At 63.5% G+C, this 17315-nt stretch carries 12 protein-coding genes; 5 read left to right on the top strand and 7 right to left on the bottom strand.

Annotation, left to right across the window (positions count from 1 at the left end; all coding sequences use genetic code 11):
• Nucleotides 1-12 precede the first annotated feature (12 nt).
• Genes VNN55_02995 through queF form a run of 4 tightly spaced genes read left to right on the top strand, consistent with a single transcriptional unit; the run spans nucleotide 13 to nucleotide 2494 of the window.
• A complete protein-coding gene (locus tag VNN55_02995; GenBank protein ID HWO56514.1) occupies nucleotides 13-669 on the top strand; it encodes a radical SAM protein in 657 nt (218 codons plus the stop codon).
• A gap of 2 nt (nucleotides 670-671) precedes the next feature.
• On the top strand, nucleotides 672-1379 hold the full coding sequence (queC, locus tag VNN55_02990; protein ID HWO56513.1) for a 7-cyano-7-deazaguanine synthase QueC: 708 nt from the start codon (nucleotides 672-674) through the stop codon (nucleotides 1377-1379).
• Entirely contained in the window at nucleotides 1376-2065 is a 690-nt protein-coding gene (locus VNN55_02985) for a 6-carboxytetrahydropterin synthase (GenBank protein HWO56512.1), read from the top strand. The genes queC and VNN55_02985 overlap by 4 nt, the downstream gene beginning before the upstream one ends.
• Nucleotides 2066-2077: 12 nt before the next feature.
• On the top strand, nucleotides 2078-2494 hold the full coding sequence (gene queF / locus VNN55_02980) for a preQ(1) synthase (GenBank protein HWO56511.1): 417 nt from the start codon (nucleotides 2078-2080) through the stop codon (nucleotides 2492-2494).
• Between the two features lie 1004 nt (nucleotides 2495-3498).
• Here queF and VNN55_02975 read toward each other — a convergent pair.
• The 3 genes from VNN55_02975 to VNN55_02965 all read right to left on the bottom strand — a co-directional run bounded on the left by VNN55_02975 (nucleotide 3499) and on the right by VNN55_02965 (nucleotide 6135).
• Entirely contained in the window at nucleotides 3499-4437 is a 939-nt protein-coding gene (locus VNN55_02975; GenBank protein ID HWO56510.1) for a Stp1/IreP family PP2C-type Ser/Thr phosphatase, read from the bottom strand.
• Between the two features lie 158 nt (nucleotides 4438-4595).
• The gene (locus tag VNN55_02970; protein ID HWO56509.1) at nucleotides 4596-4742 is read right to left on the bottom strand and encodes a hypothetical protein; all 147 of its coding nucleotides are present in this window, start codon (nucleotides 4740-4742) and stop codon (nucleotides 4596-4598) included.
• A 34-nt stretch (nucleotides 4743-4776) separates the two neighbouring features.
• Nucleotides 4777-6135: a PEGA domain-containing protein gene (locus VNN55_02965; GenBank protein ID HWO56508.1), complete on the bottom strand. Its 1359-nt coding sequence runs from the start codon at nucleotides 6133-6135 to the stop codon at nucleotides 4777-4779.
• Nucleotides 6136-6427: 292 nt separating this feature from the next.
• On the opposite strand from VNN55_02965, the gene VNN55_02960 reads away from it, so the two are divergent.
• Nucleotides 6428-8143 carry a tandem-95 repeat protein gene (locus VNN55_02960; protein ID HWO56507.1) on the top strand — a complete coding sequence of 572 codons (1716 nt, stop codon included), beginning with the start codon at nucleotides 6428-6430 and terminating at the stop codon, nucleotides 8141-8143.
• 83 nt (nucleotides 8144-8226) lie between these two features.
• On the opposite strand, the gene VNN55_02955 is transcribed toward VNN55_02960, so the two are convergent.
• From VNN55_02955 to VNN55_02940, 4 genes are all read right to left on the bottom strand, one after another.
• Nucleotides 8227-9324 (bottom strand): hypothetical protein, encoded by a 1098-nt coding sequence (locus VNN55_02955; protein ID HWO56506.1) that lies wholly within the window; start codon nucleotides 9322-9324, stop codon nucleotides 8227-8229.
• A 141-nt stretch (nucleotides 9325-9465) separates the two neighbouring features.
• On the bottom strand, nucleotides 9466-10791 hold the full coding sequence (locus VNN55_02950) for a T9SS type A sorting domain-containing protein (GenBank protein HWO56505.1): 1326 nt from the start codon (nucleotides 10789-10791) through the stop codon (nucleotides 9466-9468).
• 124 nt (nucleotides 10792-10915) lie between these two features.
• Entirely contained in the window at nucleotides 10916-16564 is a 5649-nt protein-coding gene (locus VNN55_02945; GenBank protein ID HWO56504.1) for an HYR domain-containing protein, read from the bottom strand.
• 522 nt (nucleotides 16565-17086) lie between these two features.
• The coding region (locus VNN55_02940; protein HWO56503.1) for a hypothetical protein at nucleotides 17087-17315 on the bottom strand (229 nt) is incomplete at its 5' end.

Below are 17315 nucleotides of genomic sequence, written 5' to 3'. Positions count from 1 at the left end.
TATTTTCCCGGTGTGGATAACGACCCGAACATCCTCGTGGTCAACGAGATATATCTGAGTCTGCAGGGGGAATCCTCCTGGGCCGGCCTGCCCTGTGTCTTTGTGCGGCTGACCGGCTGCAACCTGCGCTGCACTTACTGCGATTCCGAGTTTGCCTTCTACGACGGCGACCGACGCCCCATCGACGCGGTCGTCGACCAGGTGCTGGCGTTCAAGACCCCGTTAGTGGAGATCACCGGCGGCGAACCGTTGCTGCAGCGCGGCTGCGCGGTCCTCGCGCAACGTCTGCTCGATGCCGGAATGACCGTGCTGGTCGAGACCTCCGGCGCAATGCCGATCGACGTGCTCCCCGCCGGCGCCATCCGCATCATGGACCTGAAGTGTCCCTCCTCCGGGGAGTGCGACAAGAACGACTGGCGCAACATCGAGCATCTGACGCCGCGCGATGAAGTCAAGTTCGTGATCGGCGACCGCGCCGACTACGAATGGGCGCGTGATGTAATGGCCCGGCACCAACTGCCGCGGCACTGCGCGGTGCTCATCTCGACGGTCTTCGGCAAGGTTGCGCCGGCGGCGGTCAGCGCCTGGATGTTGGAGGATCATCTGGAAGCGCGCTTTCAACTGCAGATGCACAAATACATCTGGGATCCGGCGATGCGGGGAGTCTGACGATGGCCTCTCCCGCCGTGGTCCTGTTGTCGGGCGGCCTCGACTCGGCCGTGGCGCTGGCGGTCTGCCGGCGCGACGGGTTTGTTCCGTATGCGCTCACCATCGACTACGGCCAGCGGCACCGTGAGGAACTCGACTGTGCCCGCCGCCTGGCCGCGCAAGCGGCGGTCGCACGCCACATCGTCCTGACCGTCGACTTGACCCAGTGGGGCGGCTCGGCCTTGACATCCGCCCTGCCGGTGCCGGAACGGCGCGATCCCGCGGCGATGGGCCACGACATTCCGACGACCTATGTCCCAGCGCGCAACACGATCTTTCTGTCGCTGGCGATGGGCTGGGCGGAAAGTCTGAACACCGGGGATATCTTCATTGGCGCGCATGCGCTCGATTATTCCGGCTATCCCGACTGCCGTCCCGAGTATTTTGAGGCGTTCGCGCGCCTGGCCGATTTGGCCACCCGGACCGGCGTTGAGGGGGCGCGCTGGCGGATTCACACCCCGCTGCTGCACATGACCAAGACCGAGATCATCCGTCTGGGCCGCTCGCTGGCGGTGCCGTTTGAGCACACGCTGAGTTGTTATCAGCCGCGCCACGACGGCGCGGCGTTGGTCGCCTGCGGTGTCTGCGATTCCTGCCAGATTCGCCGCCGCGCCTTCGCCGCGGCCGGACTGGCCGATCCGCTCCGTTATGCGACGGAGGAGGCGCGATGATTCTCGAATGCGTGCTGACCTTCGAGGCGGCGCATCGCAACGCCTCGCCGCGCGCCGATGAGCGTACCGCGCGTCTTCACGGCCACTCGTATGAAGTGACCGTTGCCGTCGCCGGCCCGCTGGACCCGGCACTGGGCTGGGTGATGGACTACGCCGAGATCAAGGAACGCGCCAAGTCGGTGATCGACCGTCTGGACCACCGGGTGCTCAACGAGGTCGAGGGCATGAACGAGGCCACGCTCGCCGATGTCACCCACTGGATGACCGAGCGGTTGCGCCCGCAGTTGCCGTCGTTGCATGAGTGCCGCGCGACGATCCTCGGGGAACGCGACTGGCGACCGGTGGTGGCGCGGCTGGGCGACGGATACGAGCGATTGCGCTTCGGATTTGCCGCGGCGCACTATCTCCCGGCGTTGCCAGAGACGCACAAATGCCGCCGTGTGCACGGGCACAGTTTTCGCGCCGCGGTGACCGCCGCCGACGCCAGCCCGCTGGCGGGGCCGCTGGGGGACATCTACCGGCAGCTCGACCACCGCCTGCTCAATGATCTTCCCGGACTGACCAACCCCACCTCGGAGATGCTCGCGCACTGGCTGGATGATGCGCTCGCCGCGCGCCGCGTCCGTTATCATGAAATCCGTGTGGCGGAGACCTGCACCGCCTCGTGCCGTCTGATCAAATCGTAAGCGAGGAATCCCATGCCCACCCGCAAGCCATCGAGTGCCGCCCTCACGCACCTGGGGGGCGGCCCCGCCAAGCCGGTCCGCCGCCTCGAGGCCTTCCCCAACAAATACCCCGGCCGCGACACGGTCATCACCTTTCACTGCGAGGAATTCACCTGCCTCTGCCCGATCACCGGCCAGCCCGATTTCGCCGCGCTGGAGATTTCCTACATCCCGGACAAACTGGTGCTGGAGAGCAAGTCGCTGAAACTGTACCTCTGGACCTACCGCGACGTCGGCATCTTCCATGAAGATGTCTGCAATGAACTGCTCGACGCGCTCCACAAATTCCTCAAACCACGCTGGATCCGTGTGAGCGGAGAGTTCAACGTCCGCGGCGGGATCGGGATCGACGTGGACGTGGAGCGGGGACGAAAACCGCGCCTGCAGTGAACCCCTCGCCCATCGAGGCGCAAAGAACCCGGATCGCTGACAGCAGCGATCCGGGTTCGACTTTCCGGAGATCCGATTATTCGGATGAATCAGCGACTGATGTGGCAAAGGCAATTAAGGTTTGTTGGATGACTCCAGCAGTACCTGCTGGCGGGAGGAGGCGGATAGTACCACGTCCCGCTCATGACCTTGTCCTCGTAGGGACAGTAGAAAGTGCATGGGCAATCCAACTCTGCGTATGCGACTTCGGTGACGGTAAGCGCGAATGAAAACGCGAACGCCGCCAGTGACAGACAAATCCACAGTCTCATGGATCTCACTCATCTCCTTGGACGTTTGCATCGGATATCTCCGGAAAGCAGAATCGCAGCAGGAGCGGCACTAGTTCTTCGTCTGTGCGTGGTCCAGTCCCGATGTGGCTCACGATCGAAGTGCTATCAAGCGCAAAGTACGTAGGATTGCTGATGATACGATGCCTGAGCAATAGCGACAATTCGGAGTCGACATACACAGGAAAGTCAACTCCCCTATCCTGCAGGGCATTCAGGAGACCGTCGCTGCTTTCTCCCTCGAGTATCAAAATGACCCGACACGGCGGAGAACCGAGCCGCGCGAGTGCGCTTCGCAATAATGAGGCGATACACACGGAAGGCCCGCCTTACCGCGTGATGCCGTCTCCGATCGCGGGGCAAAGAGCGCCCCGCAATCGGGAACGGCAGGTCAGACAGGAATGTCTGACCTCCTGTCCATCTCATTCCAACACGGTCGCGGCGCTCTATGACGCGACCGGCTTGGAGTCTTTGTTCTTAGGAGGACGGACATTCATGTCTGTCCATCGCCTCGTGAGGTGGGTCGGCTTTATGACCCGCCGAACGAGGCGATACGCGCGGCAGGCCCGCCTTACCGCGTGATGCCGTCCCCGATCGCGGGGCAAAGAGCGCCCCGCAATCGGCGACGGCAGGTCAGACAGGAATGTCTGACCTCCTGTCATAGTGTGTGGATGATTACTCCGACGGACGGATGCGGATCTTGTCGGTGGTGGCTTCGGGGAGCCGCGACATGTGTGACGCGCCGCCAAAAAGGGAGTCGATCAACTCCTCCTCGATGCGGGCGGTGGCATCATCGTCGGTTTCAGGCACGGTCATCGATTCGGCCTTTTCCGCGGCGGCGCCGTTGGCCTGCTGGACCTCGCCGATGGCGATGGTGATGTTGTCGTGCCCGCCCGCGGCGTTGGCGGCGTCGATCAATCCGGCAATCGCGCCTTCCGGGTCGCCGGGGAAGCGGCGGACAATCGCCTGCATCTCGTCGTCCTCGATCGCGCCGCAGAGACCATCGGAACACAGCAGGTACCAATCCCCCCTGGCGACCGGCATCACGGTGATGTCGACGGCGACCACCGGACGGGTCCCCAGCGCGCGGGTGATGATGTTGCGATCGGGAAAGGTGCGCGCCTGTTCGGCGGTGATTTCATTCTGCGCCAGCAGTTCCGCGACCAGCGAGTGATCAACGGTGATCGGCAGGAGTTTGCCCTCGCGGAAGAGGTAGGCGCGCGAGTCGCCGACATGGCAGATCACCGCATGCCCCGGCACAAACCGCGCCGCGACCAGCGTGGTCCCCATGCCGCGGGTCTGTTTCTGCGATTGCGCGGTCTGGAAGACACGGCGATTGGCCAGACGGATCGCCCATACCAGATCCTCGGCCTCGGGCGCCAATGACTTGGACGGCGGCAAAAGCGTGGGCGGACGGTTCAGGTGGCCCGACTGCATCAGGTAGGCCTCGACCGTCTCGACCGCCGCCTGCGAGGCGACTTCGCCGGCCGCGTGCCCGCCCATCCCGTCGCAGACGACAATCGCCTGGCGCTCCGGAATCAGCCGAAAACTGTCCTCGTTGATCCGGCGTACCCGGCCGATGTCGCTGTCGCCGTACAGTGCCAGTGTCGTCATAACTTCCGTCGTGTCCCGCCGCATCCTTCCGGGCCAAAATTCAATGCCCGCATGGAAAACTCCCCGCATAGATACCAAATCGGCATCCGGGAGGCAATCAATAGAACAACCCGCATCCCGTTATCAATCAAGCGATATCGCGGAGAGGCAACAGCCGCTCAGAGCGCGATTTGCAGGAGGATCCACGCCAAAAGCAGAATGCCCGCCCCGGTGAGCACCCAACCCCAAGGCGGGATCGGCCCATGGCGGCGCGGCTCGCGCAGGGGGATGAAATCGACCGGACCTTCGGGCATCGTCGGTTCCATGGCGGCTGGTTCCGGTGGTTCTGTCGGCAGCATGCTACAGCGGCTTTACCTTGAGGGTAATTTCCTTGGTCTTGCGGCTGGGCTTGATCCGTTCGCCGTTGGGCTTGCCGGCAACATACCCCTCGCGCGTTGCCCACCAATCATAGTCGCCGATCGGCACGCGCGTGGTGAGAATGCCGTCGGCATCGGTCGGACCGAAGCGGACGATCCGTCCCGTGTCCTTGTCCATGCCGAAAATCTCGGCGCCGGCGACACCGACCCGGCGGCTCTGCTTGACGACAAAGCGGACCCAGGCCATTTCCTCATCCCTGGCATGCGCCACCTGCTCCTCGCGGCGCGGCAGCTTGCGCAGATGCGCCACCACCTCGCCAGCCGCGGCGGGAATGATAAGGGTCGTGTCGGCATACCCCTCGCAGGAGAACTTCACTTCCGAGGGAAACCCGGCCAGCGTGACACCGCCCGGCGTGACGAGACGGTCATCGGGGTTGACGACGTAGCGGTCATCCTGCTTCACCCAGGCGATATGCGCGTTGAGATCGGTGAAGGGATTGTCGCGATCGACGGCCGTCAGCCAGACCACACGCTGCAGATCCGCCACCAACGGCTCAGGGGGGCCATCGCCGGAGGAGATGATGGCGACGTAATCTTCAAACGGCGCCAGACGCAGAGTGATCGTGTGCACGCCATAGGGAATGGCGAACTTGCCGTTGGTCTGCCCGATGGGAAACGGGTCCTCATCGAGATAGATGTCCGCCCCCGGCGGATTGGAGGCGATACGCATCCCCTGCGCGAAGATGCCGGTCAGCCGCGCCGGCTCCGGGCCATCGGCCGGGCGCCACTGCCACCGCGCGCTGTCGGCATCGTTCAGGAGTCCGGCAATCGGGTTGAACAGGACCGGCCGCGTCGACTCATTGCCCAGTTCGAAGGCCACCTCGATGGTATCGGTCGCGCGCACTGCGAAACTGGCCCGTTCAAACGGGCGCAGCGGATGCCCGTCCACCACCGGCTGCGCCCCCGGCGGCACCGACAGGAGATCAACCGGCACGGTGAAAACAAACGTCGGAAACACCGGACGCCGCTCATCCTCCGAGATGATCAGCAACGTTTCCACCGGTGCCAGGGTCGAATGCTCCAGACGAATCCGCAGAATGCCGGGGTCGAACTCGCCATACGGGTAGGGCGTCTGTCCCACCTCGGTGTTGTTCACAAACACCGTGGCGCGCGTGGGAACACTGCGAATGACATACGGGGACCCGCTGTCTTCCCCGCCCTCCACCTCTACCGGGCCGGGCGCGCGGAAGTAGCGGGCGGCGGCTATGGCCAACAGAACAACCAGGCCGACAATGGCCGACATCCGCAACACCGCGCGTGATTGATCCGATTCCGAAGCCACCTGCCGGCACATCCTCCCGGACACAAACTACAGCGTGACACGCATGATCACCAATGGTACACGTAATACTTTCGTCCGACTCATAGCGGTGGTGCGGCAATTGGCATGGCAGTTGCAGGACGGGGAGTGGGATTGTGAACAACGTCACATACCACTGCGCTTGACCCCGATTTGCGCCGACATATATTGGAAGTGGGCCAGTTCGGTCGCCCGCCGGCCCTTGATCGCAGGTACCGAAGATCTGGTTTGACCGGAAGGTGGCGCCTCACCCTGTCTGCCGGAGGTTGTAACGATGTTTCGCCTTGGTCCGCATGGAGGCGGCCGACACGTTCTGCGCCTGCTCACCGTGGCGCTCACCGTCGGGCTCGCCGTACATGGCCGACTCTCGGCCGAGCCGGAAACCTCGCTGTTGATCATGATCAACGAGGTCTACACCAACAGCGACGGCACCAAGCAGTTCATCGAACTGATCGCCCTCTCCGAAGGCCAGACCAACCTTGCGCCCACGCACGTGGAGGCCATCAGCGGCACCGCCGCCGAAACGACGATGGTCCACGATTTCGCGACCTCCTTCCCGCAGCTGAACAACAATGAGACAATCCTGCTGGCCACCGCGGCGGTGGTCAGTGAGCTGGGCTTCAACGCCGACCGTGTGATCCCCGACAATGCGATCTCGCTGGTCGACGGCAGGATCGTCTTCGATGAGGATGTCGGGTCGATCATCGACGCGGTGGCCTATGGCGCCTACACCGGCAACAACACCGGCTTCGGCGCTCCCGCGCCGGCGCTGCCCACCAGCGGCTCGCTGTCGCTGACACGCATCCGCTACAGCTTTGTCACGCCCAACAATTCCACCGACTTCGTGTGGGCGGTCAACTCGCCCAAACGCAACGACGGCGCCTCGGGCACGTTGCAGGGCGATCCGTTTCCTCCGGTGCTGGCGCCCATCGGCCCGAAGAGCACCGACGAGGGGCAGAATCTGAACTTTGCCGTGTCCGCCAGCGACGAGAATGGCACCTCGCCGTCGCTGTCGGCCATCGGCGCGCCCCCCGGCGCCAGTTTTGTCGACCATCTCAACGGCTCCGGCACGTTCAACTGGACGCCGAATTACCTGCAGGCGGTCATCGACACCGTCCTGTTTATCGCGTCCGATGGCACGCTGGCCGACTCTGAGTACGTGGAGATCACCGTCAACGAGGTCACCGATCCACCGACCGCGCGCGATTCACTGGCAACCGGATCGGAGGACACGCCCTTCCTCGCGCAATTGCAGGCGTATGATCCGGACGCCGACACCTTGATCTACATCATTCAATCCGGCCCCTTCCGTGGGCAGGTGTCTGATTTCGACACATTGACCGGCGCCTTCACGTACACGCCGAATGCCGATCTGTCGGGCAATGACTCGCTCACCTTCCGTGTCTTCGACCGCCATGCCTACTCCGGTTTCGCCAAGTGGCGGGTGACCATTGCCCCGGTCAACGATCCCCCCGTCGCCGCCGACGTCGTCGCCAGCACCGTCAGGAACTACTCGGTCAGCATCGGCACGATGCCGGTCACCGACATCGACGATGCCGTCTGGACGGTGGCGCATGTCGCCGGCCCGTATAACGGCGTTGTCTCCAACTTCCAGGCCGACGATGGCTCGTTCACCTACACTCCGGCGCTCGACTTTGTCGGCGCGGATTCGATTATCTACCGTGCTGCCGACCTGGCCGACACATCGGCGCATGCGGTCATTCGCCTCACGGTGTTCCCCGAATGCGGCTGCCCCTGTCCCGGCGATCCGATCTGCGACGGGGTCCGCTCCAATGTCCAGGATGTGGTCACCACCATCGGCGTGGCTTTCCGCGGCACCGCGCCCGTGACCGACCCCGGCTGCCTGCGCGAGCGCACTGATGTTAACTGCACCGGCACCACCGATGTGCTCGATGTGGTCAAGGTGGTCGGTGTGGCCTTCCGGGGGCAGAGCGCCGCGGTTGAGTACTGCAATCCCTGCGCGCCATAGCCGCGACTGAGACCCAAGCTTACGAACAAGGCCCGCCGACCAGGGTCGGCGGGCCTTCGTGCGTTCAGGTCGTGTGATCAAACCTACTTCTGAAAACCGGTCGTCTCCAGTTTGTACCCGGCCGGCACTTCGAATTTCTCGGCCGGGGCGCCGGCCGCCTCGATGCCGGTGACGGTGCTGCTCATCCAGAAGAGCGCCCCGGGGGGCGCCGTAGGGGCATCGTCCTTGGCCTTCTCCTCATCCTGCTTCTTGTCCTTCTTGCCAAACAGCCCGCCGAGCGCCTTGGCGGCGACGCTTCCGTCATCGTCGGACGCCGCTTCCTCACCCTCGGCGCCCTCCTCGTCATCGGCCCCGTCGGACTTCTCCTCCGCTTCGGCCTGCGAGCGTGCCATCGCATCGCCGCCCAGCGTGAAACTCATCACGGTCTTCAGCGCAAACCCCTCAAGCTTCCGCGCTTCCGCTTCCAGTTGCCGGGCGTCAACGCCGTACATCGCCAGCATTGCGCTCATCGAGCGCGCGGAGCCGGGCTCGATGTCCTGTCCGATGGCCTGCGACATCTTCGTCCCGAAGGCGTTGATCTCATCGGCCCCGGCCACATTCGCCGCCAGCATCATGTCCATTATCAGATCAAGCGTCATCGTCTCGCCGGTCTTGCGGTTGGTGCCGACCGTCTTCATGGTCAGGATCGCCTGATCGCAGGTGTACCCGGCAATCGTCTCCTTCTTGCCGGTGCGTTCCACCTTGAACTCCGGCGGGGAGAACGTGTACTCCGCCGTGTCAAACGCGGGCTCCTGCTGGGCCATCGGGTTGCCGCCCCCGGAGAACATCGCCCCGAGCGAATCCATCATCGCTCGCATCTCCGCGAAGGTCATCTCGGAATACTTCTTGTCTTTATGGTTGATGTCCCAGAACAACTCCTTGTCGAGCCGGGTGACCTGGGTCGTCTTGATCGGCTTGCCGCCGCCGAGCATCTTGAGAAGTTTGTTCTCCAGCTTGGTTTCGCCATCGGATACCATCTTGTCGCCGGCGTAAGTCTCCGTCGAGGTCGTGGTCGACTTCAAAAGCCCGCCCATGCCGTCCATCGTCGTTAACCGCTTCACGGTGACGTCGGCGCGGGCGCTCCCGAAGGCCAGCGCGAGCGAGACAATCACACCCCCGAGTAATCGATAGTGCCTTCCCATCAAACCTCCCTTGCTGCGCGTTGAATGCAACCCCGTTGGCGGCAAGTTGGCCCGCCGCGTCGATGGGCGCAAGCGGCAATGCAAAAGAAAAGCCCCCGCCGGGACATCCCGGCGGGGGCGGCAACATCGATCGCCGTTGACTTACTTGAGCAACACCATCTTCCGCACCTGCAGTTGGCCGTTCTGCGACAGGCGTGAGAAGTAAATCCCCGAGGGCACTGCATTGCCGTGGTCATCGCGGCCGTCCCACACGTCCGTGTGCACACCCGCCTCGCGGTAGCCGTCGGCCACCGTGCGCACCGTCTGTCCCAACAGGTTGCAGACACTCAGGTTGACCAGCCCGCCCTGCGCCAGACTGTAGGTGATGTTCGTGCCCGCGTTGAACGGGTTCGGGTAGTTCTGCGCCAGGGCAAACGAATTGGGCAAAAGTCCACCGTCGCCCGAACCGACGTCGGAGGTCGTCGAGACCGCCAGCGTCGTCCACGCGCCCGAGTTCGCCGGACCATAAGCGTCGGCGGTAATGTGCGCCCGCACTTCCACATCCTGATCCGGAGTGCCCGGCGGAATGACGATTTCGGCCACGATCGTCGCCGTGCCGCCCGCCGCCAGATTCAGCGGCAGTGACTTCTGCGACTGCAAGTTTACCGTCCACGGCTGATCCAGCTTGACATCGACCGTGTAATTGCTGGCCACATTTCCGGAGTTGGTGATCTCGAAGGCGATGAACGCCGAGTTGCCGGCAATGCCGTTGGCGTCCAGCGGTCCGGTCAGCGTCACGCCGGGATAGCTCGCCGCGCCGGCGAGGACCACATTGTTCTGATTGCTGCCGGAGAAGAAGATCGCGCCATGTACCGGCGTCGCGGCCAGACCGTTGATGCGAAGGTGGATCTGCTCGCTGAGAACAAATCCCTCATCCTCGACCGTCCCCCCGACATCGCCGTAGGCGCGGACGAGATACCCACCCTCGCCCGTGGTGCGTCCGACACCCCAGATCGCGCCGACGCCGTCGGCCGTTTCGATCACATCCCCCAACTGAATCGGGGCGCCGATGTAGGTGGTCGAATCAACGTCGTTCAGCTCCGTCACCGAAGGGCTGGGCGCCACATTCGGCACTGCCACCAATTGCACCACCGTGTTGGTGATCGGATGCGGCAGATCGCGCACCACCACCGGATAGTGGGTGGCCTTCAACAGCAACGGTACCTGCGAGACCGCGACCTGGCGCCAGACACGCAAGTCGAACTGGCCTCCGGCGATCGCCCCCAGCGAAAACTGGCCCGAGCCATCCGAAGTGCCGCTGGCCAGGATCGTCCCGCCCGGATAGGCATCCCAAGCTTCCACGGTCGCACCCGAGATCGCATTCCCGTCAACGCCTTGCACACGTCCTGCAATCTGGGACCACACCACCGAGGGTGTCAGGAGGATGACGCCGACCGCCAGCGTTCCCGCCAACCATCTCTGCCGCATCGTCTTGCTCACCGCGACCACCCCTTTTGAGTGTCGATCCGCAGGCCCCTTCCGGGGACCTGCGGATCGATGTTCGAACTGCCGGATAACGTCACAATCCCTAACCACGCAGACGCCATGCCAACTACTTCAGCAAGGTCATCTTCTTCGTGGCGGACCAGTCTGGCGTCGTCACGCGGTAGAAATATACACCGCTCGGGACCCGGCCGCCATCCTGATCCAGGCCATCCCAGGTCACCCGCACCGTGCCCGCCGCGTCAAACCCGGCGAACGACCGCACCGACTGACCCATGACGTTGTAGACCGTCAGGTTCCACTGCGAGGCGTCCCTCAGGTTGAACGGGATCACCGTGCCGGCGTTGAACGGGTTCGGGTAGTTCTGCAACAGCGCGTAGTCGTTCGGCACCGCGCCGGCCTCGTCGACCGTCAGGGTGATCGCGCTGTTGTCGCGGTCATACCAGCGGCCGTTGCCGGCCACCGACGCCGCCATCCCGTCCACCGCGAAGGTCAGCTCTTCGCCGCTCACCGCGCCTTCCACCTCCGGCGTCTGCGGCACATCGCCGTAGACGTGGATCAGGAACGCGCCACCGGCGCCAACCGTCGCCTCGCCGATCAGATGGCCCGACGAGGTCCGGACCGTGATCAGGGCGCCTTCGGAGAGATCCGACGACGGCGCATAGAAGTCGGCCACCATCGGCGTGGCCGTCACACGGCCGCTCGCCGAATTCGCCGCCACCTTCGCCGCCAGCGCGCAACCCTGCGCCTCGGCCGGGTAGATCAGCGTGTCGTCGGTCTTCATGTTGATCCAGTACCCCTTGCACGGCTCCATGCAGGTCAGGTCGTTGTTCTGCGGTTCGCGACCCTCGTTCCACGAGGCCACGCCGTACCCGCAGTACATCGTGAAGATGTGGCTGTAGTTGCCGTCCAGCGATTGCAGGGCGTGCGACAGGTTGTCCACTTCCTGCGGCAGGTATGGGATGTAGTTCCAGCCCGCGCACAGTTCAATCGGCCTCGTCGGATCGACCGGCGTGCCGTCGAGGCAGATCGTGCCTTCCTGCAGCATGTGGATGTCATAACCGAACCACGGCGACACGTCGGTCAGGTCATTGACCGGACGGCCGTCAAACCACGAGATCGAGCCATAATCGCACAGGCCCGAGCGCACCGCGTCGTAGCTAAGATCGATGGTCGCCAGCACCGCCTCGCGCGCGTAGTCGGGCAGGATGCGGTTGTACGACCACATATTCCAGCCCTCGCAGAGCACGCAACACAGCGGCGGGGTCTCGCAATCCCAGAGCGCGTCGAACTGGTAGCTGCCGAAGTTGGCCCACGTATCCGGGGCCACCGCCGGGCATTCGCAGTTCAGCCACAGCGTGATCTGGTCGCCGGCCTCGGCCCCTTCATCCACGAGCGTCTTGGGATCGTCGCCCAGAACGTGGATCAGATAGACGCCCGTCGATTCGACCCAGTAGACGCCGCAGATCACGCCATTCGGATCGGTCGCGTAAATCACGTCGCCCGGCTGGATCGGATACGGTGCCCCGCCCGCCATGAACTGGGCGTTGATCGAGTAGTAGTCGGTGAAATACGGCCAATTGGGCAGCGGCACGAAGTCCAGCGTCTTGAGATCGATATCGATCTCGCCGTCGGCGCACTCAAACGGCCCTTCGACCACGGTGCAGTACCCCTTCTTCCAGACACGGATGTCATACTCCGCGCCCGGCTGGACGTCGAAGCAGAAGCGCCCGTCGACCGTCGTCGTCGACGCGAGCAGCACGCCGTCCGGGTACGAGGACCACAGTTCGACGTTCGCGTCGTTAACGTGGCAGTAGGTCTTGTCCAGACAACCAAGGTCGGTGACCCAGCCGCAGAGCGAGTCGCAGATGCCCGAATCCGGCCGGCAGATGACCAGTTCGACCACCACCCACTGCGGCGAGTTCAGCGCGCAACCCAGATTGCCGTAGACGCAGATCGAGTCGATCAACGTGTCGCACACCTCCGGACACTTGATCGAATCCATATTCAGCGCGACAAAGAAGGTGTCCAGCGCCTGCCCGGCATCCGGCACAATCGAGAACCAGTTGGCGTTGGTCCAGGCATTCCAGTCGAGCACGCCCCCGCCGCCGTTGCTCACTTCGACCGGCAACGGGTTGGCCTTCTGGTCGCACTTCAGTTCAAAGTGGATGTTGAGCGGATCGACCACAAGGGCCGGCGGATCGACCACCGTCAACTTGACCACCAGTTGATCGCAACCGCTCACCGGCGGCGGATCCTCGCCCTTGTCCGGACACGGACAGAAGGTCAGCGTCTGGTAGTAGACACCCGCCTCGAGGGCGCACGGGGTCACGCAAATCTCGACTTCGTCCGGCGTGAAGCCCGAGGTCGGATCGACCCAGACCCAATCGCCGGTGCCGCCGACCAGCGACCAGCAAAACGCGCTGCAACCGGTGCTGGTGATCGCCGCCGGCAGACACAGCTTGTCGTTGTAGATGTCGCCGGTGTAGGTGAACGCCAGCGTATCAGGCGCCACCGCCAGGGACGCCACTTCCGGCGCCACATTGAAGATCACGAAGACCGAGTCGGTCGGCAGACCGGGGGCGTCATGGAAGACGATCCAGCCGGAGTAGGTATCCGGCGCCAACCCCTGGCCGCAGCCGATGATGTCGACAGTGCGCGGCGCCCAACCCGGGTTCGGATTCACCGTGATCCCCGGAATCGTATGCTCGGCGTTGTACCAGCAACTCTCGGCGTCCACGTCAAGACAGTAGACAAAGATCGACGCCGTGTCGCAGCCGCAGATCGGACCTCCACTTTCGGATTTCGGCGGCAGAGCCGTCGAGCCGAACAGATGGACCGTGTCGATGTCGGTGTGCGGTCCCGGCGCATCCAGCGAACCCTCGTTCACCGTGATGGTGAAGGTGCAGACCGCGTACTGGTTGTTTGCCGCGAACGTGGTGCAGGTCACCAGCGTCTGGCCGATCGGGAACGAACTGCCTGACGGCGGATGACACCGCGTGGTCAGCCCCGGGCAATTGTCGGTCGCGGCCGGATCGCTGTAATTGACCACGGCGCTGTTCTGCCCGAAGGGCGCATTCACCGTGATGTCCGATGGGCAGGTGATCTGCGGCCCCTCGGCGTCGCTGACGTTTACGTTGAAGTAGCACGTGTCGGCGTTGCCCGCCGCGTCGGTCACCACGTGCATGACCTGCGTCGAGCCGACCGGGAAGAACGACCCGGACGCCGGCGTGAACACGCTGCTGTTGACGCCGCAGTTATCGGTGTTGCCGATGCTGTTTGTCCAGTTGACCACCGCGCCGCACTGGCCGGAGCTGTTCGGGACGTTGATATCTCCGGCGCAGAGCGCCACCGGATCCTCAACATCATTGACCGTCACGTCGAAGTAGCAGGTGTCGGCGTTGCCGGCGTCGTCGGTGCCGATCACGGCCACCGTCGTCGTGCCCGCCGGGAAGAACGAGCCCGACGCCGCGCTGTAGAACAGACTCACGCTGCCGTCGCAGTTGTCGACCGCCGTGGCCGCGGGGTAGTTCACTATTGCGCCGCACTGGCCGGCGTCATTGTTCACGGTGACATTGGCCGGACAGGTCACGACCGGATCGGTCACGTCGATCACTGTGATCGTCGCAAAGCAGGTGTCCTTGTCGCCTTCATCGTCGGTGACGATCAAGCTGACATTGTTGACACCCAGACCGTACGGACCGGCCGGGGTCTGCTCTACGGTCACCGCGCCGCCGTCCGGATCAAACGAGCCATTGTTCACCGAGCCATTGGCCTGGCAGTTGGCGTCGGCGTTGAGATTCAGGTTCTGGCAGATCGCCACCGGCGGGGCGTTGAGCGCCTCTTCGGTGACCGTGACGGAGAACGTGCAGGTGTCGGCATTGCCGCACTCGTCGGTCGCGATGACCGTGACCACCGTCACGCCCACCGGGAACGCCGTCCCCGACAACTTGCTGTAACTGACCGACGGCGACGTGCAATTGTCGCTCGCGCTGGCGCCGGCATAGTTGATGATCGTGTCCGTGGTGCCGTTGGACACCGTCACGTTGATATTCGACGGGCAGGTCACGACCGGCGCGATCGTGTCGCGGATGGCGAACACCTGCTCGCAGCCGACCTCGTTGCTCGCGTCGTCAAAGATGAGATAGAAGTACTTGAAATAACCGGTGCAGGCGTCGCCTTCCGAAGTCTGCCCGGTCCAGTTCATTGATAGGTTCGCGTCGCAGTTGTCCGTGGCCGAGCCGCCCGCCGCGATCAGACCCGCAATGTTACTCAGGTGCGGCGGCACATCGTCAAAGCAGGCCACCGTGACCGTGTCCGGACAGGAAATGACCGGATCGTCGTCATCGACCACCGTTATCACGGCGTCGCAGGTGTCGGCCAGGCCGCCCTGGTCGGTGACGATCAGCTTCACGTTGTTGGCGCCCAGCGAATACGGTCCCGCCGGCACCAGTGCCAGCGTCAGGTTCGTGCCGTCCTGCGCGTCGTTGGAGCCGTTGTTGACCTGCGCGGCCGTCGCCGTGCCCTGGCAGTTGGCATCGGTGCCGACCTGGATGTTCTGACAGATTGCCGTCGGGGGCGTGTTCACCGGCGGCAGCTCATTGACAATCACATTAAAGGTGCAGGTGTCGGCGTTGCCCGCGTCATCCGTGGCAATCACCACCACCGGCGTCGATCCGACCGGGAAACTGGACCCCGACGCCGGCGTGGCCACGATCGTCACTGAACCGTCGCAGTTGTCCGTCGCCGTCCCCGCCGTGAAGTTCACCACGATGCCGGGCGTGCCGTTCGGCACACTGAGGGTCGTGTCTGGACGGCAGGTCACCACCGGATCCGTCTCGTCCACCACCGTAATCGTCGCGTCGCAGGTGTCAGCCAGACCACCCTGGTCAGTTACAATCAACTTCACGTTGTTCACCCCGGCTCCGTACGGACCCGCCGGCACCAGCGCCAACGTCACATTGGTGCCGTCCTCCGGGTCGCTCGAGCCGTTATTCACCTGCGCCGCGGTCACCGCCGCCTGGCAGGTCGGACCCGCCGCCACCTGCACGTTCTGGCAAATGGCCGTCGGCGGCTGGTTAGAGGCGCACGATCCCGAGCCCACCGTGAGGAAGCCCGGCGTGAAACTGAAAAACACTTCGGCGGTGCTCGCATCCACACCGACGAGATGGTTCGCCGGAGTTACGCACGCCGTGTCGATTACCATGCAACCGTTGTTTGGCAGTAGGTTGAAAGTGAACAAGAGTGACGGCGTTGCGCCGTCCGTTCCGGGATCCAACTCAGTCAATTCACCGACATTGGGGTCGCCTGTTGATACAGTCGCCAGCATGAATCCATCCGGGCTGGTGGTGTCACCCCGCGCCGCAGCAACCGCAAATGTGCTTGAAGTCGGACCGCTGCACGAATTGGTCGTCGGATCGGCATACTGACGCCGCGTCACGTTGCCGGCAGGCCATTGTCCCCCGGGATCGGCAATATCTCCGAGCGGGCTGTTCTTGAGACGGCCCGACGCGGTGAAGTTGAACACGGAATTGAGGAGGTTTCCGTAGTAGAAAGCGGTGCCCGATTGCGTGCGAACTTCCAAAGGCACCACCAGACCGACGATGCCGACGTCGTTAGTGAGGAAGACGCCGACCTGCACGTTCGTCGCTCCCGCGGCGGCCGACTTCGACTCGACCACCACGGAGTTGACCGCCATCGCCTGCGTCGCCGTCAGACACACCAGCAGACAACAGGCAATGAGTACGAGATTCTTCATTCCGTCTCTCCTTGTGAGGGAAAGTGTATGATAGTTGTTCATTCTATTTGTTTGGCCCCGGCCCGCCAGCGGGCCGAAAGGGCAGTCAAAGTTCCGATGTCAAAAAAGGGACTGTAGAAGTCGGCATTAGGCCGCAATGCGTCGGACAGTACTCCGGGTTGCTGAACGTGCTGGTGAACGGATCGAGTTGCCAGGTGCGGGAGTGCGTCGCAGCGTAACTGACGGGCGGTTCCAAGGCCTTGCAGACGCACCCCGTGGGCGCCATCAACCGACAGGTAAAGGAGAACGAGTCCCCAGACGAACGATATGGATGGTCCGCAACGCCCGGTCTTGACCCGGACGGGGCCGCCTGACCACCAGCTATGATAATGTATTCCTTCAACTTGTCAATATGCCTTCCCCGGTTTGACCCTATGCAAAGTGCCGGGCCTTGATGGGAAAGGTCCAGAGATTATCGCATCCACTGTGCCAACCGCCCGTCCTCCGCATCCGCCTATTAACACATTGCCATTAAATGCCTTATCAATTCCGCCCGTCGAGGCGTTCCGCCTTCAACCGTGCAGACGATTGCACATCGCGCATGCGGATTGTCAGGCCCGGGGGGGGTTGCTGCGGCGCAGTCAGCATCCCCGGCGTCATTGCGAGCCCCGCGCCACCCCGCAGCGACGTGAGCGCGACGGACACGTGCGGGGCGAAGCAATCTTTGTTTCCCCACCACCGGGGCAAAAAGGATTGCTTCGTGGTCCGCCTC

It is taken from the genome of bacterium, from assembly GCA_035559435.1.
Lineage (GTDB): Bacteria > Zixibacteria > MSB-5A5 > WJJR01 > WJJR01 > JACQFV01.
This window is presented reverse-complemented; position numbering and strand designations above follow the sequence as displayed.